14 protein-coding genes and 1 pseudogene are annotated in these 25177 nt (G+C 35.9%); 5 read left to right on the top strand and 10 right to left on the bottom strand.

Features of this window, described 5'->3' with window-relative positions; all coding sequences use genetic code 11:
- Positions 1 to 29: 29 nt before the first annotated feature.
- From AC5ZCW_RS02400 to AC5ZCW_RS02385, 4 genes are all read right to left on the bottom strand, one after another.
- Complete coding sequence (locus AC5ZCW_RS02400) at positions 30 to 12026, bottom strand: PKD domain-containing protein (protein WP_496117693.1); 11997 nt, start codon at positions 12024 to 12026, stop codon at positions 30 to 32.
- A gap of 415 nt (positions 12027 to 12441) precedes the next feature.
- A complete protein-coding gene (locus AC5ZCW_RS02395) occupies positions 12442 to 13509 on the bottom strand; it encodes a BamA/TamA family outer membrane protein (protein ID WP_496117691.1) in 1068 nt (355 codons plus the stop codon).
- Positions 13510 to 13631: 122 nt separating this feature from the next.
- The gene (locus tag AC5ZCW_RS02390) at positions 13632 to 14822 is read right to left on the bottom strand and encodes an FAD-dependent oxidoreductase (protein WP_496117689.1); all 1191 of its coding nucleotides are present in this window, start codon (positions 14820 to 14822) and stop codon (positions 13632 to 13634) included.
- A gap of 30 nt (positions 14823 to 14852) precedes the next feature.
- Positions 14853 to 15611, bottom strand: a complete 759-nt coding sequence (locus tag AC5ZCW_RS02385; protein ID WP_496117687.1) for a DUF6597 domain-containing transcriptional factor — start codon at positions 15609 to 15611, stop codon at positions 14853 to 14855.
- Between the two features lie 310 nt (positions 15612 to 15921).
- Here AC5ZCW_RS02385 and AC5ZCW_RS02380 point away from each other — a divergent pair, with 310 nt between their 5' ends.
- Positions 15922 to 16440, top strand: coding sequence for a hypothetical protein (locus tag AC5ZCW_RS02380; protein ID WP_496117686.1), 519 nt, complete (start codon positions 15922 to 15924; stop codon positions 16438 to 16440).
- Between the two features lie 220 nt (positions 16441 to 16660).
- On the opposite strand, the pseudogene AC5ZCW_RS02375 reads toward AC5ZCW_RS02380, so the two are convergent.
- The 3 genes and pseudogenes from AC5ZCW_RS02375 to AC5ZCW_RS02365 form a co-directional block, all read right to left on the bottom strand.
- Positions 16661 to 17107, bottom strand: a pseudogene (locus AC5ZCW_RS02375) (transposase); the annotation flags it as partial.
- Positions 17108 to 17393: 286 nt separating this feature from the next.
- The gene (locus AC5ZCW_RS02370; protein ID WP_496117685.1) at positions 17394 to 17771 is read right to left on the bottom strand and encodes a hypothetical protein; all 378 of its coding nucleotides are present in this window, start codon (positions 17769 to 17771) and stop codon (positions 17394 to 17396) included.
- Positions 17772 to 18040: 269 nt separating this feature from the next.
- The gene (locus tag AC5ZCW_RS02365) at positions 18041 to 18673 is read right to left on the bottom strand and encodes a nitroreductase family protein (RefSeq protein WP_496117684.1); all 633 of its coding nucleotides are present in this window, start codon (positions 18671 to 18673) and stop codon (positions 18041 to 18043) included.
- Between the two features lie 109 nt (positions 18674 to 18782).
- On the opposite strand from AC5ZCW_RS02365, the gene AC5ZCW_RS02360 reads away from it, so the two are divergent.
- Positions 18783 to 19139 (top strand): winged helix-turn-helix transcriptional regulator, encoded by a 357-nt coding sequence (locus tag AC5ZCW_RS02360; protein ID WP_035690806.1) that lies wholly within the window; start codon positions 18783 to 18785, stop codon positions 19137 to 19139.
- Here the strand turns inward: AC5ZCW_RS02360 and AC5ZCW_RS02355 are convergent.
- The 3 genes from AC5ZCW_RS02355 to AC5ZCW_RS02345 form a co-directional block, all read right to left on the bottom strand.
- On the bottom strand, positions 19136 to 19615 hold the full coding sequence (locus AC5ZCW_RS02355) for a MarR family winged helix-turn-helix transcriptional regulator (RefSeq protein ID WP_496117683.1): 480 nt from the start codon (positions 19613 to 19615) through the stop codon (positions 19136 to 19138). The two genes, AC5ZCW_RS02360 and AC5ZCW_RS02355, sit on opposite strands and share 4 nt — an antisense overlap.
- Positions 19616 to 19617: 2 nt before the next feature.
- On the bottom strand, positions 19618 to 20103 hold the full coding sequence (locus AC5ZCW_RS02350) for a GNAT family N-acetyltransferase (protein WP_496117682.1): 486 nt from the start codon (positions 20101 to 20103) through the stop codon (positions 19618 to 19620).
- 126 nt (positions 20104 to 20229) lie between these two features.
- Positions 20230 to 20823, bottom strand: a complete 594-nt coding sequence (locus tag AC5ZCW_RS02345; RefSeq protein ID WP_496117681.1) for a hypothetical protein — start codon at positions 20821 to 20823, stop codon at positions 20230 to 20232.
- 243 nt (positions 20824 to 21066) lie between these two features.
- Between AC5ZCW_RS02345 and AC5ZCW_RS02340 the strand changes: the two genes are divergently transcribed.
- The 3 genes from AC5ZCW_RS02340 (at position 21067) to AC5ZCW_RS02330 (ending at position 24982) form a co-directional block, all read left to right on the top strand.
- On the top strand, positions 21067 to 22131 hold the full coding sequence (locus AC5ZCW_RS02340) for an NAD(P)H-dependent flavin oxidoreductase (protein WP_496117680.1): 1065 nt from the start codon (positions 21067 to 21069) through the stop codon (positions 22129 to 22131).
- Positions 22132 to 22344: 213 nt separating this feature from the next.
- Positions 22345 to 23256, top strand: a complete 912-nt coding sequence (locus tag AC5ZCW_RS02335; RefSeq protein WP_496117679.1) for a YybH family protein — start codon at positions 22345 to 22347, stop codon at positions 23254 to 23256.
- 100 nt (positions 23257 to 23356) lie between these two features.
- The gene (locus AC5ZCW_RS02330) at positions 23357 to 24982 is read left to right on the top strand and encodes a tetratricopeptide repeat protein (RefSeq protein WP_496117678.1); all 1626 of its coding nucleotides are present in this window, start codon (positions 23357 to 23359) and stop codon (positions 24980 to 24982) included.
- Positions 24983 to 25177 lie beyond the last annotated feature (195 nt).

Raw genomic sequence — 25177 nt, 5'->3', positions numbered from 1 at the left:
TTCTTAAATTTTCTTTTTTCTGGATGGTTTTATTTGAGGTAAACCCATCCAGAGGTTTTTTTAGATCCGTCTCCTAAATCAAGGATATAGAAATAGGTTCCTTCAGGAAGCGTTTTGGCAGAACCTTCCGCTTTTCCGTCCCAGGTATTTTTATAGCCTTTTTGGTAGTAAACCAGATTACCCCAGCGGTTAAAGATTTCCAGCTGATTATTTGGATATCTTTCAATACAGTCAATGTAGAAGAAATCGTTTTGGCCGTCATCATTTGGTGAAAACTCATTATAAATTTTCAGACAGTTTGGCGAAACGGTAGCGCTATCCTGATTGTTTGCCGAATTGGTGTCTATCTGATCTAATTTAACCAAATGAGCATTATTCAAATAATCATTAAAATCAATAACCTTAACCGTTAGGGTTAATGTTTGGGTAGTTCCCTTATTGATTGTTGGAATGCTCCATATTCCTGTTTTAGAATCATAAGTTCCAGAAGTTGTCGCTGAGTTTACTAATGAATATCCTTTAGGCAGTGCATCTTGAACTTCTACGTTTGTTGCAGTTAAATTGCCTAAATTCTCTGCTGTTATGGTAAAGACTACTTGGCTATCCATTGGAACATCTGTTTTATCTACTTCTTTATTGATGGCTATATCAGTAGAAGGGATGTTGATAGACTCAGAATCTTCATCATCTTCGCTCTGGTCTCCGTTATCATTGTTTGGAGTTGAATCTGGATCAAATTGATTGCTGGCTGTTACTTGAGCAATGTTAACATAATCCACACTTTCCAGTCCAAACGGATTGGCTACAGTTGCTTGGTAGGTTAATGTAATACCTCCCACAGGAACAGTTAGATTTACCCATTTTATAATATCCTTGCTGAAGATACCTCCATTATTGATATTTGAGATATTCTTGAGTCCAAGCGGTATTAAGTCTTCAACAGCGACACCAGTAGCAACGCTTGGACCTTCATTGTTAAGCTGTAAGGTGAATGTGACAACTTCGTTTACATTTGCGTTTTGATTGCTAGCTGTTTTCTCTAGACTTAAATCGGCAACGGCAATTTTGATCTGTAAGCTGTCATAATCGTCTTCGGTTGTGACCCCGTTATTTGGAGTCGAATCTGGATCGGGCAGATTACTGGCAATAACCTCGGTGATATTTGTATATTCGCCTGGTATTCCTGACGGCTTATTTACGGTTGTATAAATATCTAGCGACTGATCTGTTCCAGTAGGAATATTTCCGACATTCCAAATACCTGTAATGTAGTTGTACAAACCACTTGTAGGACTGCTGGTCTGATAGGTAAATCCAGGAGGCAGCAAATCTTTAACTCTTACGCCAGAAGCATCCGCTGGTCCATCATTGGTAACAGTAACAGTAAAAATAACTGTTGAACCAACATCATGAACTGCATCTTGGTTAAGTGCTGTTTTTTTAATAGATAAATCTGCCATTACAATTACTGGTGTGACAGAAATACTGTCATAGTCATCTTCAGTCGTAATTCCATTTCCTGGTGTACTGTCCGGATCATGCTGATCTGCAGTCATGATTTCGGCTGTATTTAAGTACTCATCAGGAGTGCCAGTCGGATTTTTTACAAAAACGTTTAAAACCAAAGTATGGCTATTTCCTGGCAGTATAATTCCAGGAGACCATTCACCAGTTGCAGGATTGTAAGCTCCCGAAGTCGAATTATAGAAAATATAATCGTATCCAGAAGGCAATACATCTTTTATGGTAACACCTGTAGAAATACTTGGTCCCGAGTTGGTTACTGTAATAGAGAATGAGATCTGCGATCCTACTGCAGGAGTAAGTATGTTGTTGATTACTTTTTTCTCTATCGAAAGATCGGCTACTGCTGGAACTGGCGTTAATAATACAGAACTCATATCATCTTCACCGCTGACATTATTATTTGGAGTAGAATCAGGATCCAATTCGTTAGAAGCATAAACTTCTGCAATGTTTTGGTAAACACCTGTAGTTTTTACTCTAGCCCCAATTAATAAAGATTCGGAACTACCATTTGGAATTGTTCCAACATCCCAGATTCCGGTTGAATTATGATATTGTCCAGCTGTCGAAGCGTATACAACATATTCGTAACCGCTTGGTAGCATATCTATTACTTTGACACCTGTTGCATTTTGTGGCCCACTGTTTTTTACTGTTATTTCAAAAGTAACGGTAGCACCAAATATAGGATTAAGATTACCGCCGACTATGGCTTTTGTCAATGATAAATCGGCCATAGGAACAACAGGAGTTGTTGCAACTTCAGCATAATCATCTTCTGTTGTGATTCCATTATTCGGAGTCGAATCTGGATCAGGAAGACTGCTGGCAGTAACTTCTGTAGTATTTAAATAATTACCTGTCGCGTTTACAGTAGCAGTTAATTGAAGTGTTTGCGCGTCTCCGCTCGCTAATGAACCAATAATCCATTTTCCATTTGTGTTGGTATAGGTTCCTTTTGTTGCTGTGAAACTACTAAAAGTATAACCAGAAGGAAGTAAATCGGTTACTTCTACGCCTGTTGCATTCTGCGGTCCTTGATTAGTTATGACTATTTCAAAAGTTACAGGTGTTCCAATTAATGGAGTGGCATTGTTAACTGTCTTAGTTAAAGATAAATCGGCTGCTTGTCCTAAAGGAGAAGTAGTTGCTGTACCGTAATCATTTTCGGTTGGAACGCCGTTGCCAGGAGTTGAATTAGGATCTGGTAGGTTACTAGCAGTTACTTCGGCAACGTTCACATAATTTCCTGTTGGATTTACAATAGCAGTTATACGTAATACGTGCGAATCTCCGTTTAAGAATGTACCAATTGTCCATTTTCCAGTTGTGGAATTGTAAGTTCCTTTTGTAGCACTGTAATTGGCAAAAGTATATCCAGAAGGCAATAAATCGGTAACTTCAACTCCAGTCGTATTCTGAGGGCCATTATTAGTTGCAATTACTTCAAATATTACTGATGACCCTACTAATGGTACCGTATTATTAACTGTTTTAGTTAAAGATAAGTCTGCCGCTTGTGCGTTTGGAGTAACAGTCGCTGTTGCGTAATCGTCTTCTGTGGTAACTCCATTATTTGGCGTTGAGTCTAAATCAGGAGCATCTGCAGCAGTTATTTCTGCAATATTGAGATAATTCCCAGAAGTATTTACGGTAGCTGTAATTTGAAGTGTTTCTGATTTTCCGCTTATTAAATTACCAACATTCCAGATTCCTGTTGTAGGGTTGTAAGTTCCTGTTGATATATTGTAAGAATTGTAAGTGTATCCTGAAGGAAGTAGATCAGTTACTTCTACGCCTGTATTATTACGTGGACCATCATTTTTTACAACGACTTCAAAAACTACCTGAGAACCTACAAGCGGTGAAATAGCATTGACTGTTTTCGTTAATGATAAATCAGAAAATAGTCCTGATCTATCAGGAGTAACGATAGCTGTTGCATAATCATCTTCTGTCGTAACACCATTATTTGGAGTAGAATCTGGATCAGGAAGTGCCGCTGCTGTTATTTCTGCAATATTCTGGTAATCGCCTGTTTCTTTAACAAGCGCTATTACTTGAAGCGTTTCTGATTGGCCCATTGCTAAATTACCAACATTCCACAATCCGTTAGTTGTGTTGTATATTCCTGTTGAATTACTGAAACTGACAAGCGAGTACCCAGAAGGCAGTAAATCAGTTATTTGCACTCCATTGTTATCTTGTGGTCCATTATTGGTCACTACAATTTCAAAAGTTACAAGTGAATCTACTTCGGGAATAGTGTTATTTACTGTTTTGGTCAAAGACAAGTCAGAAGATTGAGATGTCGGGGTAGTTGTCACGGTCGCATAATCGTCTTCTGTAGTAACTCCATTATTTGGCGTTGAGTCTGGATCCTCAAAATCAGCGGCAGTTATTTCTGCAATATTGGTATAATTTCCAGTTGCATTTACGGTCGCTGTAATCTGTAAAGTTTCAGATTTTCCATTTATAATATTGCCAACGTTCCATAAACCTGTTGCAGGTGTATACGTTCCTGTAGAGATTGTATATCCAGTAAGTGTATAACCAGAAGGAAGCAAATCTGTAACTTGAACACCTTTATTATCATCTTTTCCGCTGTTGGTAATGATAACCTCAAAAGTAACTTGTGAGCCAACTAGTGGGGTTAAATTATTTACAGTTTTAGTTAATGATAAGTCAGAAACTGGCGGAGGAGGAGGTATTTCTGCTCTTGTTAGAACAGCTACACTTGCATAGTCATCTTCAGAAATTACTCCATTATTAGGAGTAGAATCTGGATCAGCAAGACCAGCTGCGGTTACTTCTGCGATGTTAACAAAATTTCCAATTGCATTTGCTATTGCTGCAATTTGTAATGTTTCTGATTGATTTTTTGGTAAGTTTCCAATATTCCATAAGCCTGTCGCAGGATCATAAGTTCCTCTTGAAACGGTATATCTGGTAAAGGTAAACGCTGCAGGGAGTAAATCGGTTACCTGAACCCCCGTATTGTCTTCTGGCCCGCTGTTAGTAACAATTATTTCAAATGTAATTTCTGTGTTAACAATCGGAGATGAATTACTAACCGTTTTGGTTAAAGACAAATCTGAAGAAAGTGCTGTTGGGGTAGTCGTTGCTGTTGCATAATCATCTTCTGTTGTAACCCCATTGTTTGGAGTAGAATCTGGGTCGGGCTGATTGCTTGCTGTAATTTCAGCATTATTGGTATAATTTCCTGTTGCATTTACTACTGCTGTGATTTGTAAAGTGTGAGTAGATCCAATTGCTACATTCCCAACTGTCCATAAACCTGTTAACGAATTATAGCTTCCAGCTGTTGCACTATAAGATGCGTAAGTATATCCAGAAGGCAGTAAATCGGTAACGGCAACACCATCTGCATCTTGAGGTCCAGCATTGCTTACCTGAAGACTGAATATTACCTGGGAACCAACAAGTGGAGCAGCATTATTTACGGTTTTAGTTAAAGATAAATCTGCCGATGCTAATACCGGAACTGTTATGGCTTCTGCATAATCATCTTCTGTCGTAACCCCATTGTTTGGAGTAGAATCTGGATCAGGCTGACTGCTTGCTGTAATTTCAGCAGTATTAGTATAATTTCCAGAAGCATTTACTGTAGCTGTGATTTGTAAAGTATAAGAATCTGAAATAGGCATGTTTCCAACTGTCCAAAGACCTGTTGTTGGGTTATAACTTCCTGTTGTTGCACTATAGGATACATAGGTATATCCAGAAGGCAGTAAATCGGTAACAGCGACGCCATTAGCTTCTTCGGGTCCAGAATTAGTTATTTCTATACTGAAAGTTACCTGCGAACCAACAAGTGGAGCAGCATTATTTACGGTTTTGGTTAAAGATAAATCTGCCGATGTAGGAATAGGAGTTGTTATCGCTTCTGCATAATCATCTTCTGTTGTAACTCCATTGTTTGGAGTAGAGTCTGGATCTGGAAGATTAGCAGCTGTTACTTCAGCCTTATTAAGATAATCGCCACTCGGATTGACTCTTGCCACAATCTGAAGTGTTTCTGCATCACCCGTTACCAAATTACCGACATTCCATATTCCTGTAGCGGTGTCATAAGTTCCTGTTGAAACGGTAAATCCAGTGAAAGTATATCCAGACGGAAGCAGATCTGTAACTTGTATGCCAAGATTGTCTTGTGGACCATTATTGGTCACAACTACTTCAAAAGTAACTAGTGAACCAACTAATGGAGTTGCATTATTAACAGTTTTAGCTAAAGATAAATCTGAAGACTGCTGAATAGGAGTGGTCGTCGCTGTTCCATAATCGTCTTCTGTTGGCACTCCGTTATTTGGAGTTGAATCTGGATCTGGAGTATCGCTATTAGTAACCTCTGCAATATTTGTATAATCTCCTGTTGGATTCACTATTGCATTAATTTGTAAGGTTTCAGACTCACTGCTTTCTAATATGTCCAGAGTCCATAAACCAGTTGTACTGTCATAAGTTCCACTTGTTGCGTTGAAAGTAGCAAAAGTATATCCAGAAGGTAATAAATCGGTTACCTGAACTTGAGCGGCGTCTTGTGGACCGCTGTTTTTAGTGATAATAGTAAATGTTACAAGGGAACCAACCAGAGGAGTAGCATTACTTACCGTTTTAGTCAATGATAAATCTGCAGATGGAGGTATTGGAGTTAATACCACATTATCTTCATCATCTTCGCTTTGATCTCCATCGTCATTATTTGGCATACTGTCAGGATCAGGAAGATCACTAGCAGTAACTTGAGTTATATTTTTGTAATCTCCTGTAGGTAATACTTTTGCATCAAGTATAAGTGATTCAGTAACACCAGTATCAACTGTACCAACATTCCATATTCCAGTAGTGCTGTCGTATGTTCCGGCAGACGAACTATAATTTACGTATTGAAAGCCAGAAGGCAATAAATCTGTTACTTGCACTCCAGTTGCATTATTTGGACCGTCATTTTTTATTTTAAGTTCAAATGAAACTTGGCTTCCAACCACGGGGCTTGTATTACCTGTAACTACATTTTTGGTTAAAGATAAGTCGGCAGAAGGCCCAATAAATGTAATTTGAGCATCATCTTGATCATCCTCAGAGGCGACATTATTATTTGGTACGCTATCTGGATCTGGTAAATCGCTTGTTATGACTTGAGCAATATTAAGGTAGTTTCCTAAAGGATTAACAAAAGCATTAAAAGTAAGATTGACATTGGAGTTTGCAGGCAATACTAGATTTCTCCATTCTAGTGTCGCCGTTGCAACTTGGTAGGTTCCACCAGCAGATACTGATCCAGGGATAAGCGTATATCCTACTGGAATAACATCTTTTACACCAACGCCAGTAGCATTTCCGGGACCTTTGTTTACTACGTTAATTGTAAAGCTAACTTGGTCTCCAGCCGCGGCAGAAGTTGGCGTTACTGTTTTAGTAAGTTCCAAATCAGCTTGTTTTAGCGAGACAGAAGCGGTTGATATATCATCTTCTGGCAATCCATTTCCTGGAGTACTATCGGGATCGAATTGATGTGCGGTCTGAATTTCTGCCGTATTAAAGTAATCACTCATTGATGTCACGACATTTACCTTTGCTGTAATTTGCAAGGCAAGAGAGTTTCCATTGTTTAGATTACCCACATTCCAAATTCCAGTGGTGTTATTGTATTTTCCACCTCCATTATCGCTCACATACGTAAAACCTGGAGGTAAATGGTCTGAAACTGTAATTCCAGTTGCATTATTAGGTCCGCTGTTGGTAACCCTAATAGTAAACACCACATTATCATTTATGCTAACGGTTGCTGGTGAAACTGTTTTTTGTAATGATAAATCGGCTACATCTAGCACTACTGTTGCACTATCCTGATCATCTTCTGAAGGGTTTTGGTTGTTAGGCGTACTGTCTGGATCAAATTGGTCAGATGCGACAACTTCTGCAGTGTTCACGTAAGATCCTCCAGCAAGAATTCTAGCTTTAAAGGATAAATTTAATATACTTCCGCTAGGAATTGTGATACCGCTCCAAGTAATTGTATTGTCTCCAACATTGTATACTCCTCCCGAATTAACCGTTCCGGCAACAAGTGCAAAGCCCATTGGGATAAAATCTCGTATAGCGACATTAGTAGCCGTAGTAGATCCGCCTAAAGAATTGTTATTAAAAACATTTATATTGAACGTGACAACATCGCCAATACTTCCAGTTGCTGGTGACACTGTTTTGGTTAATTCAAGATCTGCAATTGAAAGAATGGTCAGAGTCATGGTATCTGATGAAACTGCACAATTACCATTGCTGACAGTCCATTGTAGTATATATATTCCCGGAACAGTTCCTGTAACAGCTGTAGTGGGAGAAGTAGCATCCATAAAACCTACAGTACTAGGTCCAGAAACCTGAGTCCATTCTCCAGTACCAACTGTTGGGGGAGTTGCATTCATGTTTACTGCTGTAAATTGAGGAACTCTTTGATTTGGACCTGCTTCTGCTGTGGATGGATTTGCATAAATTGTAACTTGAACAGTATCTTCAGAAATACATCCAGTTGTAGTTATTGTCCATTTAAATATGTAAGTTCCAGGGATTAAATTTAACATCAGCGAGTTTGGATTATTTGGAGCCGATATTGTTGCCGTATTAGGTCCAGAAACCTGACTCCATAGTCCGGTGCCAATAAGTGGAGTATTCGCAGCCATAGTTGCTGTAGTAACATTACACATTTCTTGATCAGGGCCTGCATTGGCTATCGTTGGTGGATTATCGTTAAAAGTAATATTGACTGTGTCCGAGGTTGGCTGACATAACGAAGGATTGGTAAATGGGCCGTTTGTAACTGTCCATGTTAAGACATAAGTGCCTAAAACATTAATATTGGATAAGGTAGTTACTGGACTATTTGGATTGTCAATAATAGCATTTCCTCCAGAAGGCTGAGAGGCAAATGTCCATGTTCCAATACCTACTGCTGGAGGTACGGCTGCCGTTTTATAAGTTGTTTGGCAAGCTACCGTATTGTCAGGGCCTGCGTTTGCGGCACTAGGAGGAGCGTTCATTACGATTCTCACAATATCAGATAATGTTCTGCAAGAAGGGCTTTCAAAAACCCATTCCAGAATATATAAACCAGGAACTGTTAGACCTGTTACTGTTGTAAGCGGAGCACTAGGCGTTGTTATTACGGCTACGCTCCCAGCAGGTTGAGAGGCAAAACGCCATTCAAAAGTTTTAACATCAGGTGGCGGAACATTTCCTTGCAAAGTTGCAGTTCCGTTAACATCAGATATACACAAAGTTTGATCTGGACCAGCATTAGGCGGTATACTTGCTCCGCTAAATATTTCAACATTCACAGAATCAGAAGATCCTGGACATGTAGATCCACCTGGAAAAGTTGAAGCAGAAGTGGTATAGGTAAAAACATAACTAGTTCCTGGAACAACAGTTGCATTTGCAATATAACTGTTAGGCGGAGATTGGGATATATGAACAGCTGCTGGATTTCCTGATGTGCTGGTAAGTGTCCAGGTTCCAGTTGAATTTTTATTTCCCGTAAGCTGAATACTAGTAACATCACAATAAGTTTGATCAGGTCCTGCATCTGCGGCTGGAGTCACCACTACAACCATATCATCAAAAGTTCCTTGGCATAAGAAAATGCTTTTTGCAGTTATGGTCCATCTAAAAGTGTAAGTTCCAGCTACAAGCCCATTGATTACAGTATTTGGATTAGTAGGATCTACAATATTGGGCTGATTTGGCGCGCCAGTTAGTACAGACCATTGTCCAGTTTCAAAAAAGCTGTCGTAAGTACTACCGGCCATTGTAACGCTGGTGTTGGCACAGATGTTTTGATCTGGTCCTGCAACAGCTTGGTGAGGCGGAATACCTATTGTTAAATTAACGTCGTCAAATGCCTGACCGCAGACAGAAGCATCTACTGTCCATCTAAAAATATAATAACCACTATAGATAAAAGTAAAAACAGCATTTGGATCATGAATGTCACTTATGGTGTAATCTCCAACACCAGAAATTCTTGTCCAAGTTCCAACTGCTCCACTGCTGGCTGTAGCAGCCATTGTAATAGTAGATCCGCAGATTTCTTGATCAGGACCTGCATTTGCTGCAGGAGGAGTATTGGCAATTGTAACCGAAACACTGCTCTGATTTGGTGCGCATAGCCTTGTAAGAGGCTCTATCGACCAAGTAAACACATAAGTTCCATTTCCTGGAACGGTAACCAACGTATTAGGGTCGCTAGTATCTGCAATAACAACACCCGCTGAAGGTGTTACAGACCAAATACCCACTTCTAGAAAACTAGGATTATTTCCACTAAGATTGAAAGAAGTTGTTCCAGAAGGGTAACAAGCATCAGGACCAGCATCTGATGTTGAAGCTGCTGTCGAATTATTAGTGCTAATTGTCACAGTATCGGACGCAGATGAACTACAAGATGGTCCAGGATGAAGATAAGAAACCGTCCATTGTAATTCGTATTGCGATACATTTGTTGTAAAACCTGTTGCTATCGCATTTGGGTCATTAACATTGGAAAACGAAATTGTAGTTGGTCCAGAGATTTGACTCCATGTGCCAATTTCACCCGCCTGAACTGCTACAGCTCCAAGAAGTACTTGAGAATTGGCACAGACAATCTGATCGGGTCCCGCATCTGGAGTTCCTAAATTAGTATCAGATACATAAATAGTTACTGTCGAAACTGAAAAACCACAGGTTGCACCGCCTCCTTTGGTTATATATTGAAAAACATAAGTTCCAGGAATAAGCCCTGTAACTTGCGTGTCTATAGCAAAATTATCTGCAATTACTGCCTGATTTGGTCCGCTAAGCTGACTCCAAAAATGCATGCCATCTCCAGTTACAACTCCAGAAAGCATAGTGCTTGTATCACCGCAAGGCAAGCTTACATCAGATCCTGCATTAGATGGAGTAGGATCACCAGAAACAAGAATGTTTAGAGTGTCAAAACCATAATCGCAGCCAGCAAGAATTGATCCGTTTTGGCTTCTGATAAATTCAACGGTATATTCTCCTGGTGTAGTAAGGGTCAAAGTCAAAGAATTACCCGCATCTTGCAATGCAGTAGGAAAGGGGCCAAGAGGAGAACTGTCGGGTCCTGTTACAATTCGATACTGATTTACTCCAGTTCCTGTAACGGTAAGAGGTATTGTAAACACAGTTGCATTACAGCTCCCAACCATATCATCGCCATTATTGGCAACAATGGTTCTTGTTGCGCCGTTATACTGTACATGGTAATCTTTAGTAAAAACGCAACCTGTATTGTTATTGGTAAGCGTATATCTAAACGTATATGGATCACCTTGATCAGATATATTTGTAACTAATGTAGTAGGGTTTGTTGGGGAAACAATTACTGCACCAGTATCACCATCGATTTGTGTCCATCGAACAGTTTCTCCAGCGTATAAAGGAGTTTGTGCTACTAAAGTTACTTGATTAATAGTATTGTCGCAAAAGAAAATATTTTCATCGCCACCAGGAAGAGTCGTAACATCTTGTGTAGCGGCAGGAACATTAATTACAACTGTATCATTGCCAGAAGCACAAGGCCCGGTTACAGTCCATCTAAAAGTGTAAGTCCCCTGAACAAGATTTGAAACTCCTGTATTATTAGCGCTAGGATTGGCAATTGTTGGCGTATTTGGACCACTTACAAAAGTCCACTGACCATTTTGGCCGTTAAGGCCACAACCTCCATAAGTTGCATCAAGATTGGTGCTTTGTGTGGTAGTATAACAATTGCTGAGCGTTTGATCTGGCCCTGCTGAAACTGGTTTAACACCTCCATAATTGGTTACAGTTATCTGAGAAGTAGTTCTACAGCGCTGGCCTGGAGCGTATTCAGGTCCTTCAATAACCCATTGAAGCGTCGTAACACCACAGCTTGTAGAAGGCAAAGTTATCGTTGAGGTTGGCAGATCTGGAAAATTAATTACTACGCCAGCATTGTTAGCTCCAACGATTTCCCAACGACCAGTTTCTCCTGTATTTTGAGGGGCATTTGCTGTAATAGATAAATTTCCAGAACTATTTGGACAGCTTGCTATGTTGCCTCCTGCAATTGCGGTAGTAATAGGCTTAACATTTACAACTTTATCCTGATAAGCTGTAATTCCATCGCCACAGGTCGCGCTATATCTAAAAATATAGGTGTTTCCACCGGTATATCCAGAAACGGTTGTGCTTGAACTTGTTGGTGAATTAATAGTTACTGCTGGACCAGAGATTTGAGTCCATTTGACAGTGCCAATAATTGGACTCGGATTATTTCCAGTTAAAACCATTGCGTCGGTTGCGCAAATGGTTGTATTTAATACTCCGGCGTTTACAGTACAGTTTTGTGCATTTGATTGAAAAGCAGTAAGAAAAATTATCAATGCAGTAAAAACTAGTTTTTTTGATAAAGTGCAAGTTCTCCAAGAAAAATAAAATTGTGCCATAAGCAATCAGGAATGAAAAGGCAGCACAGCAAATTTATAACTACCTTAAATTAATAAATTGATTTTGAGCATTAATCGTAGTTAAGATTTAGAATATATTTTGGGGTTACTTCAAATTTAAAGAAAGATAGTTGTGAAATTTTTTTTTGTATGTTGCAGATTATAAAATGAAACATAAAAAACATATTTTGAAACAATAAAACGCTTTATAATATCGTCAGTAAGCGTTTACTATAAAAGTGGACTTAGTCTTATTTTTACAAAAAAGTTTAAGCAGTGTGAAATATTTTAATCAAATTTAATTTTCAAACCGTCAAAAAAGACTTAGTAGAGAGATGTAGAATGTGAATTATGATATAAATAAGAAAGGGCTGCCTTTTTAAGACAGCCCTCCGCTATAATCTTTTTCTGAAAATTAAAAAGCTTCGCCAATTCTAAAATAAACTCCCCAATCTCCTTTACCAACTGCACCGTCTAGACCAACATTGAATTTTGATTTTTTGAATGGATTGTAGCGATATCCAACACCACCACCAGGATACATTTTCCAATCAAAGCTTGGAGTATCAGAACCATAAATAGTGGCAATACCGAAAAAGCCAACCAATCCCATTTTCTGTCCAAAGTTGTATCGGTATTCGCCTTGAACATCCATTAATCCAGCACCTCTATATTTTCCTTCAGAATAACCGCGAATATCTGTTCCACCGATGGTGCTCTGCTGTTCAAATGCAACATTTCCTAGTCCGAATTTGCCAAAAGCACGAACTGCAATGACATCTTTATTATCTCTAGTTGGAATATATCTATTGGCTTGAAAGGATATTCTGTTAGATGCCAGATCATTATCTAAAAAATCGGGATAAGTAGACCAGTCCAATTTAATTTTGTATCCTGTCGTAGGGTAATAAACGGCATCTCTAGTATCATATAATAAGTTTACAACTAAAGCATTGCTATGTGAAACCGACGATGGAGAAATATTATCTTCATATACTGTGTTGTAATGGGAATATGTATACGATAGTCCTCCATAAAATTTACCAACAATTTTGCGCTGTCCACCGATGCCTAAAATAGTTGTTTTGGTTCCATAATCATAAAAATCGGGCTGATCTACATCATCAACATAAAATTGCGAATTCTGATTTCCTGTAAAAAAGAAAAGTTTGAATCGCCATTTGTCTTCTTTCAAATACCATCTATTAAAGAAAGCCAAAACATAAGATTTATTAGTGGTATAAATAGCCGACATTCCAGACAATGATTTAGGAGAAATAGTATCGGCATGATTAACTTTATACATCGCCATTGGAATAACACCAAACATAAAATCAAGATTTCTGTTATAACTCAAATATGGCATTACCCTTAATTCAATTTTCTTTTCTTTAGGTTTTTCGGCAACAGAATCTTTAATTTTTTGACCGAAACAAGAAGATATAAAAGCTGTAAAAAAGAATAGGAGTAGAAGATGCCTCATTGTATAAATTTGTTTGGTGAAACTTATATTGGCGTATAATTACTTAAAATTACGCTTTTCCGATACTTGTAAATTTAAACAAAAAATGTAAGTGTTTGAAATAAAAATAATTAAGTTTTATTCTATCGGTTAAATATTGCAAGCAATCTTTCTAAAGCATTTTTTGAATGAAGCTCTTCACTGTTGTTTAAAGTATCGGCTAACGCCTTTGATGCTCTTTCCAGCATACGATTTTCAAAATAAGAAATAGCAGTTCTCCTGTCAGAAAAAAGATTGTTCGTTAAGCAATCTGCCAATTCAAAAGCATCAAGCATAGCTAGATTGGCGCCTTTTCCTGCAAAAGGAGGCATTCTATGAGCTGCATCGCCAATAATAGTTAGGTTTTCTTGTGTTTTCCAAGATTGATTAAACGGAAAATAATACTGCGGACGCGGAATAAAATACAACTCTTTACTCATAAATAGCTCGTGCCATTCAGAACTCCAATCTTGATAAATGTCTTTAAACCATTCAAAAATCTCCAGATTTTCATTAAAATCCAAACCATTTTCGACGATCCAGTTTTCAGGAATTTTGCAGCTGAGTAAAAACATCAGTGAGCCATCTCCTTTTGTACCGTACATAATGGTTTGTTCATTTCCCATGGCAAGAACTTTTCCCCCTTTAGAAAATTCAAAAAGTTTTGGAGCATTTTCTTTGGCGTTATAAATAGTGCCTTCAATCATCGTGATTCCAGAATAAATAGGTTTTTCTGTACTTATATAAGGACGCACTTTAGAATTTGCACCATCTGCGGCAATAACCAGATCGGCATAAACAGTTGTTTCGTTTTTGAAGTACAATCTCCAGCCTTCATTTTCTTTTTCCATAGAAATAAATTGACTGTCCCAAACAATGGTTTCAGACAGGAGAGAATTCAATAAAATAGTGCGAAGTACCGAACGGTCTATTTCTGGACGCGGTTTTGAAATGTCTTGAAGTGAATCTTGATTGTTTTCTGAATTTATTTGAGAAACGCCTTTCTGAATAGCATGTTCGTCAAATTTTAATTCGAAATTCTGATTCACAATTCGAGCTTTGCTGGCGCTAGGACGAATGTTTTTATAAAATTCGTCCAATAAACCGGCATATTTCATGGCTATCAAACCCGAATCTTCATGCAAATCTAAAGGAGAACCTTGAACACGTACTTCTGAGTTGAGGTCTCTTTCGTAGACTTTCACATTAATATTTTGCAATTGTAAAAGACGAGCTAATAGTAAACCGCCCATTCCGCCGCCAATAATAGCGACTTTCTTATCTTTAAGTAACATAGTTTTGTATTTAAAATCTATGTTGCAAAATTATTGTGATGAAAGAGCCGATAATAGTATAAATCGGTCGTTTTTGTTTTGAAAAAGTTCTTTTGGAAGCGAGCCCGATATTTTTTTGATTTCTTTAATGAAATGTGTCTGGTCAGAAAAATTCTCTTCAGGAAACAATTTCCCTTTTGCAATATGCTCCAATGAAGCGCGAAAACGAAGAATCGAACAATATCCTTTTAATGAAATTCCGAAATACTGATTGAAATACCTGTTAATCTGACGACTGCTCCAGCTAGATTGTTCAGATAACTCTTTTACAGTCATTGCTCCATGAGTTTCATAAATAAGGTGAAATAGCTTTTGCTTTCGGGGATCAACTTCCTTTATTAATAAGGAGTTGATTTTTGAAGTTGCTTTTTCGCAGAACAATTCAAAATTTTCCAGATCACTTTCTTCGAAATCCCAAAAACTAGATTCTAATGTTTTTCCTGAATTTATAAGATCTGCAATGCTTTCATGAAAAATATATTCAGCAGCAAGAAGTTTAAAACTAATCACAAACGTCATACTGTTAGCTGGAATTATCCCTTTTTCGTACTGTTGTGTTCCTAAACCCAGAAGTCTAATTTGAAAAGGGTTTTCAGCTGTTTTTATAAGCGATAAATCAATTCGACCGTCAGGAAGGCCAATTGTTTTTAGTGATTCATCCGATTTATTTTCCATACACCAAAAACTATCCACAAAATCTGAAAGGTTTTTGTTGGGTTTGATGTATTGATAGGATAAATCGTGATACATTTTATCAAATTTTAAAGTGAAATTAAGCAAAATGTACTTTATTTCTATTAAAAGTATCACTTATAGAAAGCTTATAAAAGACTTTTTAATTTGATAAAAAGTGTGATAAAAAACTTAACATTGGGTAAGTTGTTGTTTTTTAGTATATTAGATGTGTTTTTTTCTTGCAATGAAAAACTTAACATTGGCGAATGTCTTTTTCAATCTATCTTTGTTTATTATTTTTTGATGTTAATTTAATGATTTAATAACATTAAAAATTAGTTTAATTAAAAATAAATTTAATCAATTTCTTAAAATTAACAGAATAATGGCAAAAGAAATACTTGTTGATGAAATCAATCAGGAGGCAGAAGCTGTTTCGGTTATTTCAAATGACGAAATCGAACAAAAAGAGACTCCAGTTCTAGAATCTGCTGAAACTCCAGAAGCAAAACCAAAACCGAAAAGAGCTCCAAAAAAAGTAGCCGAAAAAGAGGATAATGCAGTAGAGGAAACAGTGCAAGAATCAACACAAATAGAAGAAATTTCATCTGAGGCTGAAGAAGAAACATCTGAAGAAAACGAAAATCAGCCAAAATCTAAAAAGAGTAAAAAAATGAAAGAAAAAGAAAAGGAAAAAGAGAAAAAAGAGAAAAAGAAAAAAGCTGTTGCTAAGAAAAAAGAAAAAGCAAAAGACAAAAAGAAAGAGAAAGCTAAAAAAGCAAAACTAAAAGCTAAAGCTAAAAAGAAAGCAAAAGCTAAAAAAGCTAAGGAAAAAGCAAAAGCAAAAAAGATCGCTAAAAACAAAGCAAAAAGATCTAAAGCGAAAAAGAATAAAAAGAAATAATAATTGTGAATTGTGAATGGTTAATTGTAAATTTTTCCAAAGCAATCATAATAATAAAATTATTTAGCCACAGATTATAAGATTAACACAGATTTTAAATAATCATTTTAATCTTGTAATCTGTGGCTATTTTTATTTAAGTTTTGCGTTTCACAATTCACCATTCACCATTTACCATTCACATTTCACATTTCACATCTCACCATCATTCAGTTTTTGCTTTTTTTTTCTGCATGGCAAGTTTATCTATTTTCTGAAGAAATTCGGGGTCAAATTCGGAGTAAGCTCTTAATCGGTATTTCTCATCTCTAATTTTCATTACCAGACGTATTTTCTGAACCATCAGCCAGATCGGCTCGTATCTTTTATGGCCAAGCAAATATTGAATTTTAAGAATCGATATTTTTCTATGCGAAAGCGTCATCAATTCAATGCAGATCATCCAATAACGAATAGGAAGATTAGAGTTTTCCATTACAGTGCCAGATCGAAGACTAGTTCGGCTGCCACATTTTCGACATTGAAATTTTAAATCATTTTGTCTGAAAGAATGTACGTCGTGCCCGCATTTTCTGCACAAAAGTCCGTTTTCTAAACGTTTGTTTTTGAGCTCTTCAATGCAGGTTGCTTCGTCAGAATATTTTTCGAAATAAGCGCGTAATTCCATTTATACAGTTCCTTGTTAACATTTCGAAATATAGATTATTTTAAAAGAACCGAATAACAATTTATATAAAAATAGAAAGGTTTTTTGTGATTTCTTTAAGAGAGGTATTTCTAGAAAAAGATTGTTTTTATTTTAGAAGATCCTCAGAGAGGCGAAATATGTATAGAAGGAAATAGCATAAAGAATATAAAGCTCCAGTGGAGCGACAAATTTTATAATTAGGTCTAAAAAATAAAAAGGAACATTCAAGAGTTGAATATTCCTTTTTATCAGGGGCAAAATTGTGTTATAATTTAGCTGCGATTTCTTTTTTATACTTATTAAGGATAGATTTTGTCATACCTAAATTAGCCTTTGTTGAGTCTACCGCTAAGTAAATAAAGTATTCCTGATTATCAGAAACATCAATAATGTGAATTTGAGAACTTAAGGTGATCATGACGTTATCAATAACCTGATCCTTTAATCCTAGAGCTTTAATCGCATTCATTTTTGCTTTAACTACTTCAAGGTTGTATGCAGATGCCAATTCTGGATCAAAATCTGCGACAACAGACTGAGAATAATAGGACATACCGCTCGCGATTTCAGCTACCGAAACGGCAATAAAACCTGGGACATTCTTTTTTAGGTCTTCCCCAAATTGCGTTAAAAAATCAGACATAATGTTAGAATTTTAAATGTTGTAAATAAGATTGAATTGTTTTGGATAAAAGCAAAATTAGGGATACAATATTATTTAATTATCCGTATTGTGTACCTTTTTTTATACAATAATTAAAAAATAACATTAGCGTTCTAAAACCAGTTTTTTATTCTTGCAAACTGAGTTTGTTTTTGTTTTGAAAATGAAATATTTAAACTGAAAATGCTTCTGAAAAAGCACTGTTGTGCCATTCCAAAAGCATTTTTATTTAAGCAAAAATTAATTTTTTACTTGATTTCTGTTATAAATTCTTCTTGAGCAGTTCTTACTTTTTTAAGGTTTACCAACCAGTCATTTGCATCGTCTCTATAACCAAGAGGTAAAATTAAAACGCTTTTTAGACCAAGTTCACCTAAACCTAAAAGTTTATCTACTTCAGCAGGAATAAAACCTTCCATAGGAGTTGAATCTACTTGCTGTTCGGCAGCAGCGGCGATTGCAATACCAAACGAAATATAAGCTTGTTTTGCAGCGTGGTTAGCATGCCATTCTTGTCCAAGAGGTTCGTACATTCCCCAAAGTCTTTGTTTGTACTCATCCATTGCATCAGCAGGAATTCCTCTTTCAGCAATTGTTTTGTCAAATACAGTAGAGATTTTCTCTAAATTATAACCATCCCAAGCAGCCCAAACCAAAACGTGAGAAGCATCAGTAACTTGGCTTTGGTCGAAACTTACCGCTCTAAGTTTTTCTTTAAGCTCTTGGTTTGTAATAACAAAGATTTTATAAGGCTGTAAACCAGAAGAAGAAGGAGCTAGCTTTGCAGCTTCAAGAATATAATCTACTTTTTCTTGCGGAACAGCTTGTCCGTTCATTTTTTTTGTAGCGTAACGCCACTTTAGTGCATCTATTAAGGCCATTTTTTTTTAATTGATTAAAATTGTATTCAAATGTAAAAAAACTTAAGTGTATTTTTGTCATCAGATTACCAAAAGTAACTGTAACATCGAGGTAACTTACTAACAGGACATGATAAAAGAACCAATACACGATAAAAAATCGTGCAATCAGCATATTATGGCAGTGCATGACGCCATGTATATTTTAAACGGAAGATGGAAAATTTCTATTATAGCATCTCTATGCTTTAATACATTGAGGTTTACCGATCTATTAAGAGAAGTGGAAGGCATTTCTGGAAAAATGCTTAGCAGGGAACTAAAAAATCTAGAAGAAAATCAATTGGTCACCCGGACAGTTTTGAACACGCAACCTGTTACGGTTGAGTATGAGTTAACAGAATACGGACATACTTTAAAAGAAGTTATAGATTCTCTAGCAAAGTGGGGACACAACCATAGAAAGAAAATTACAGGAAAAGATTAGTCTTTGTCTTTTAGTTCAATTGCTTTTTGAAAAAAGCTTTGGCGCGTCAAATTATCTTCTGCTTCTTCAATTGCTCGAAGAAGGTTATTTTGAGGATTGGTAATTTCGTTTAAAGCTTTGGCCATAATCGCCCAAACCGGTTGCATTTTAGAAACCAATTCTTTTCCTTTTGGTGTTAAAATTATCAATCTCTTGCGTTCGTCTTGCTTGTCTTTTTTAGAACTGATAAGTTTTTCTTTTTCCAGCTCCTTTAGCAAACTGATGGTTGAAGGATGGCTATAACCAATTTCGCTGGCAATTTCGACCACACTCAGCATTTCTTTTACATGCAGAGTGTAGATTACGGGGAACCATTTCGGTTCAAAATCTATATTGAAATAAGAATAAATCTGTGCACCGTCTTTGCGCAATTGTTCGCTCAAGCGCTGCAAGCGAGTTGATATGGCCAAAATGCCAATTTCGTCAATTATATTCATTGCTATGGATTTAATTTTAAATGACAAAAAACATTATCAGGTTTCATTAACGGAAAATCTACAGGAAGTGCTTCTTTTGGTATGATAATAAAATTGTTCTTTTCGTAAAAACGTAATGCCGCCTGCAAAATAGAAACCGTTCCTAAGTATAAGTCTTGAATTCCATTTTCTTTACTGTATTTAATCAACTCTTCCAATAAATGCTGTGCAATATTAAACTCTTTTCCTCGAAATTCTTTCTTTACAAACATTTTTCTGATAGCTCCGCCTTCTTTATTAAATTTTACGAGAGCAATAGTTCCAACAAGTTTTTCGTCTATAAACGCGCCGAGAAAAATTCCGCCTGGCTTATAGTAAAAGTTTGCAATATCCTGTAAATCTGGCTGATCTTCTAAAGTAATCGGAACATTAAACTCTTTTTGCTGAATGTTTAAGATTAAATCTACGATCTGGTTTTCGTACTCATTTTGTATGGGCTGAATCTGCATGGTATTTCAAAAATTAAATAACAGTACAAAACTACGTAGTTGACTACATATATGCAAGAAAAAAACTGCCGAACTCAGCAGTTTTAAGTGTTTTTTATGATTTATTACAATTTTTTATTTCTGATTTTATTCTTTAACTAATACAATAACAGCTTTATATCCTGTTCCAACATTCCATTCGCTTGACGAAATAACCTGGCCTTTATCATCATACACCTTGAATTCGGCTGTATTTGGAGAAGCAAAACCTTCGTTTAAAGCTTCGATATCAATTTTATTAATTCCTTTTTCCAAGTTTATTTTGACGCTTTTAAAATCTCCGTTTAAAAAGACTTCAGGCTCAATAACTTTATCGTTCAAATATACTTTTACTTTATCGCCGTCTACAAAAGCGGCATCACGGTACATTATAGTAGAAGTTACCGCAGTTGTGTTGAAATTGCCTAAGAATTGATTTCTTCTATAAAATATTCCTTCAACATTAGCTTCTGGCTTATAAAGGTTTGTGTTTTTAAATAATTCGTCTGGATTAACCTGTAATGGTGCAGGCTTCTCTATAGGCGCTGGCGGATTTTCTTTTGGAGCAGCTTCTGCTGGCGGAATAACTTCTTTTACTGGAGATTTTTTTGCTGGAATCGATTTGAATTTATTATCAAGTTCTTGAGCAAAACTATGCAGTGAAAAGGAAGCAAGGGCAATTATAAAAAATATTTTTTTCATGTTTTTATACTATTAATCTAGTGTGGTATTGATTAAAAAAATTAGATGCATCATAATCTTTTATATATAAACATTTTATGAAACCAAATATTGCATCGTTAAGATTTTTTTGTCGAAAAATTAACTTCTTTGCGAATAAAAATCTAATATTTTCTGCTGAAACTGACTTATCTTTATATTCTCTTGAAGTTTTGAAGATTCTATCTTTTAAAAGATTCTCTTCAAACAATAAAATTAAATATCATGGAATGGAAAAATGTTCTGACCGATTTATTTAAAACGGATTATCCGATAATACAAGCGCCAATGTTAGGCGTTACAACTCCAGAAATGGTTGCGGCTGCAAGTAATGCTGGAGCTTTGGGATCGCTGGCATTGGGCGATCTTACTGCGGAAAAATGTATCGAATTAATTAGGGCTACAAAGAAATTAACCAATAAACCTTTTGCCGTGAATATTTTTGTTCACTCAATAGATCCAATTACACCAAAATTGGAAGCTGATTATGCTAAAACGAAAAATCATTTGGAAAAGTTTGCTGAGAAAACGGGGATTAAAGCCGATTTTCCACCTATAAACGAAATCAAACTCACTGATTATCACGATCAGATTGAAGCTATCTTATTGGAAAACTGCAATATTGTGAGTTTTACTTTTGGAAATTTGGATAACGAAAGTATTTCGACTTTAAAAGAAAATAAAGTGCTTTTAATTGGAACCTGTACTTCGGTTCAAGAGGCTATTGCGTTAGAAAATAGTGGTATTGATATTATTTGTGTACAAGGTATTGAAGCAGGAGGCCATCGCGGAAGTTTTCTAGAAGAAACCATTCCGCAGATTGGAGGATTATCGTTGCTTTCTCAAGTAACCGAAACTGTAAATACGCCTGTTATTTATGCTGGCGGAATTTATAACGCAAAAACGTTGCTAGCATCTAAAACTTTGGGCGCAGATGGTTTCCAGATTGGAAGTTTGCTTTTAGGATCTGGTGAAAGTGCCTTGCAGGATTTTGAAAAGCACCGTCTTAGAAATTTAAAAGAAAATGAAATTGTATTAACCAAAAGCTTTACAGGAAGATACGCGCGCGGAATTCGAAATGCTTTTATAAAAGAAATTGAAAATTCTGAGTTTGTGCTACCGTATCCGTATCAAAATAAACTGACTGCAGAGCTCAGAAAAACAGCAAAACTAGAACAAAAGACCGATTTTGTTAGTATTTGGACCGGACAGTCAATTGGCAGTTATAGTGAAGTTTCAACTGAAATTATCATCCGAAACTTAATAGAAGAAACAGAAAATTTTATCTGAAATTTCAGTTTAGAAATGGTTCAAAAACGTACTATTTGTCATTTTGACGAAGGAGAAATCTTCAGGAGAAACTCGACAAATATTTGTGATTTTTTTAAATTATTTAAAGAATGAAAAATAATTAATTGGAGTTCTTTTTTGTATCTATTTGTGAAGTAAGTTGTTGAATAGTAATATTTTGTATATTAGTTATCCAATTAAATAAGCCCAAATATGAATAGGTTAAGTTTTATCTTTTTCCTTTTTGCATTCAGTGCTTTTGCTCAGGGAAATAAAATCGATTCGATTATTAAGAAACAGATTGAAGAGTACAATTCTTCATTTGCCAGCGCTTTTATAAAAGGAAGTAGGGGCGATTTGGTAAAAGCTTACACCGATCAAACCGTATTTATGCCAGAGCATAGTAGACAGCGAGTGGGCAGAAAAGCGATTGAAGATTTTTACAAACAATGGCTTTCTCAGGCAAAAATTGCTTCTTTCGAAAGAAAAATTCTGGAATTGCAAGATTTTGGGAACTATATTCTAGAAATTGGAACTTTTGATGAAACCTTAAATCTAACCGAACAAAATCCATTCTCATATATTGGAAAATATGCGGTTTTATGGAAAAAACCTTCGCAAAGAAGTCTTCCTTTAACAATTGCTGCTGAAATATGGGGCTCGTCAAGCAATTTTGATGATAGAAATATTCCTAATATTGATGATTCTTCTGTTCCAGAAACAGAAGTTTATAACGTCTCAGACAAATTAGCATCTGAAGTTAAAGAACGAAATAAAACCATTAAAGAGTTCGTTCAAAATAGGCAAGGAGCAGAACATGCCAAAATGTTTATGCCAGATGCCATGTATCTAACGTATTACACACCAATTCTTTCTGGTGAAAAAGAAATTACAGACTATTTTATGGAACATGAAAAACCCGGAACATTAAGTATTGACAAGATTTCGATTCTGACTTCGGGAATTATCTATGCTAGAACAGCAATTATAGAATTTGGTTTTTATAGTGTGGATTGGCATGACGGTGAAAATCACGGAAACGTAAAAGGAAAAAGCATGAACGTTTGGAAAAAAGATAATAACGGAACATTACTGCTTTTTCGCCAAATCGTAAATCATGATTAACTTTTGAGTTTATTCAGAATAATGTTTATTTTATCTGTTTGTTGTTAATTGCTGATAATTTTCTATAATTTTGCCTCCATCTTTATCATTTTTACACACGATGGGTCGATTACTTTGCATATTTTTTATTCTTACCACTTTTTATATTTATCCGCAATCTTCAACAAAAGAATGGATTGATAGTTTAAATACTATCGATAATCATGAGAAAAAAGTGGATTTAGCGCTCAAAATTGCTTCCAAGCTTCAAGATTCGGATTGGGAAAGAGCTTTAAAATATATTGAATTGGCTGAAGCAGAGGCAAAAAAAACAGAGAAAACCGATTTAACATTAGCGAAAGTTTATGCAAAAGCGGCTAAAATCTACGACGCAAAAGATGTTATAGATATTACTTTGCAGTATTATTTAAAGGCCTATGAGATTTACAAAAGCAATAATCTTGTAGATGAAATTGCTCGAGTAGAAAATAATCTTGCCATTATTTATGCCAAAAGTAATAATGAACAGAAAGCGCTTGAATATTTCCTGAAAGTATATCGTTACCAAAAATCTAAGAATGAGTCTGATAAATTGGTAAAAATCTTAAACAACATTGGTACAACTTACTTGGGTAAAAGTTTAGATTCTTCGCTCTATTACTATCACAAAGCCGATGCGATTGCAAAAACATTGAAGGATAAAACTTTAAAGGTTTACGTTTATACCAATTTGGCTAGAGCTTACGGATTAAAAAAAGATCATAAAAATGCGGATTTTTATTTTGAGAAAGCCTTTTCTTTAACTGATGCTTCTATCAATAAATCGTTAAAAGCTTTTACTTATGAGTCGCTTTCGGAATATAATTTTCAAGAAAAAAAACTAGATGAAGCGATTCTAAATGCCAAAAGGGCCTTAGAATTGTCAAAAGGCAATGAATTTGGTTTTGCTGGGTTAAGAATGAATAAATTGTTGTATCAGGCTTATTTAGGGAAAGAAGATTATAAAAATGCGGTTCATTATTTTCAGAAGTATAATGAGATTAGCGACAGCATTAATATTGAGCAGAAAGCTGTAAATCTGGAAAGAATAAGACTCGAGCAAGATTATAAAGTGCGAAGTCAGATTCGAACTTTAGTCGAGGAGAAAACTAGGTTTAAATATTATGTAGTCGGGTTAATATTGGTAATCGGAATTTTGACTTTGATTCTTTTGCTGATTCGTTATCGAAACCGAAATATTACCAATCAGCTAGAAAAGGAAAAGCTAAAAGCAAAAGAGCAGGAATTGAAGCAAAGTCTAGAGGCTAAGAATATGGTTTTGGTTGGCAAGGCAATGTCAGAAATACATAGAACAGACAATATCAATGAAATCCTGACGGATCTTAAAAAAATCAAACTTAAAACACCAAACAAAGAATTACAGCAGGCAATTGATATTGTGTTAAAGCGTCTTGAAAAAGATTTGAATACCGATATTTGGCAAGAATTTGAAATTAGTTTTGAGCAGGTTCATAAATCATTCTTCGATAAATTGACCATCGATTATCCTTTACTTACTCCAAAAGAGCGTCGACTTTGCGCGTTGTTATATTTAGATTTAACAACAAAAGAAATTTCTCAAATTACAGGACAATCGTTCAAGTCTATAGAAAATGCCCGAACCAGATTGCGTAAAAAGTTCGATTTGACGAACGAAAAAGTAAATCTTTCCACTTATCTAAACTCTTTTAAATCAGAAAACATGTAAATTAAACTTTAATATAACGTTTTGATTTTGTTAAGTTTAAAATGAAATGAGTGTTTTTTTGGTGATACATTTTTACCTACGAGTGTTTTTGCATTAGTCCTTTTTTTTTGAGCCTAACAGTTGCGTTCTACTTTTACCAAACTATTGAAACAAATAAGTTTGATGAATACCTCAAAGAAAGAAGAACCGAAGAAA

Source organism: Flavobacterium sp. PLA-DH12 (assembly GCF_059511845.1).
Note: the sequence above shows the minus strand (reverse complement) of the source record. Positions and strands in the feature narration are given on the sequence as shown.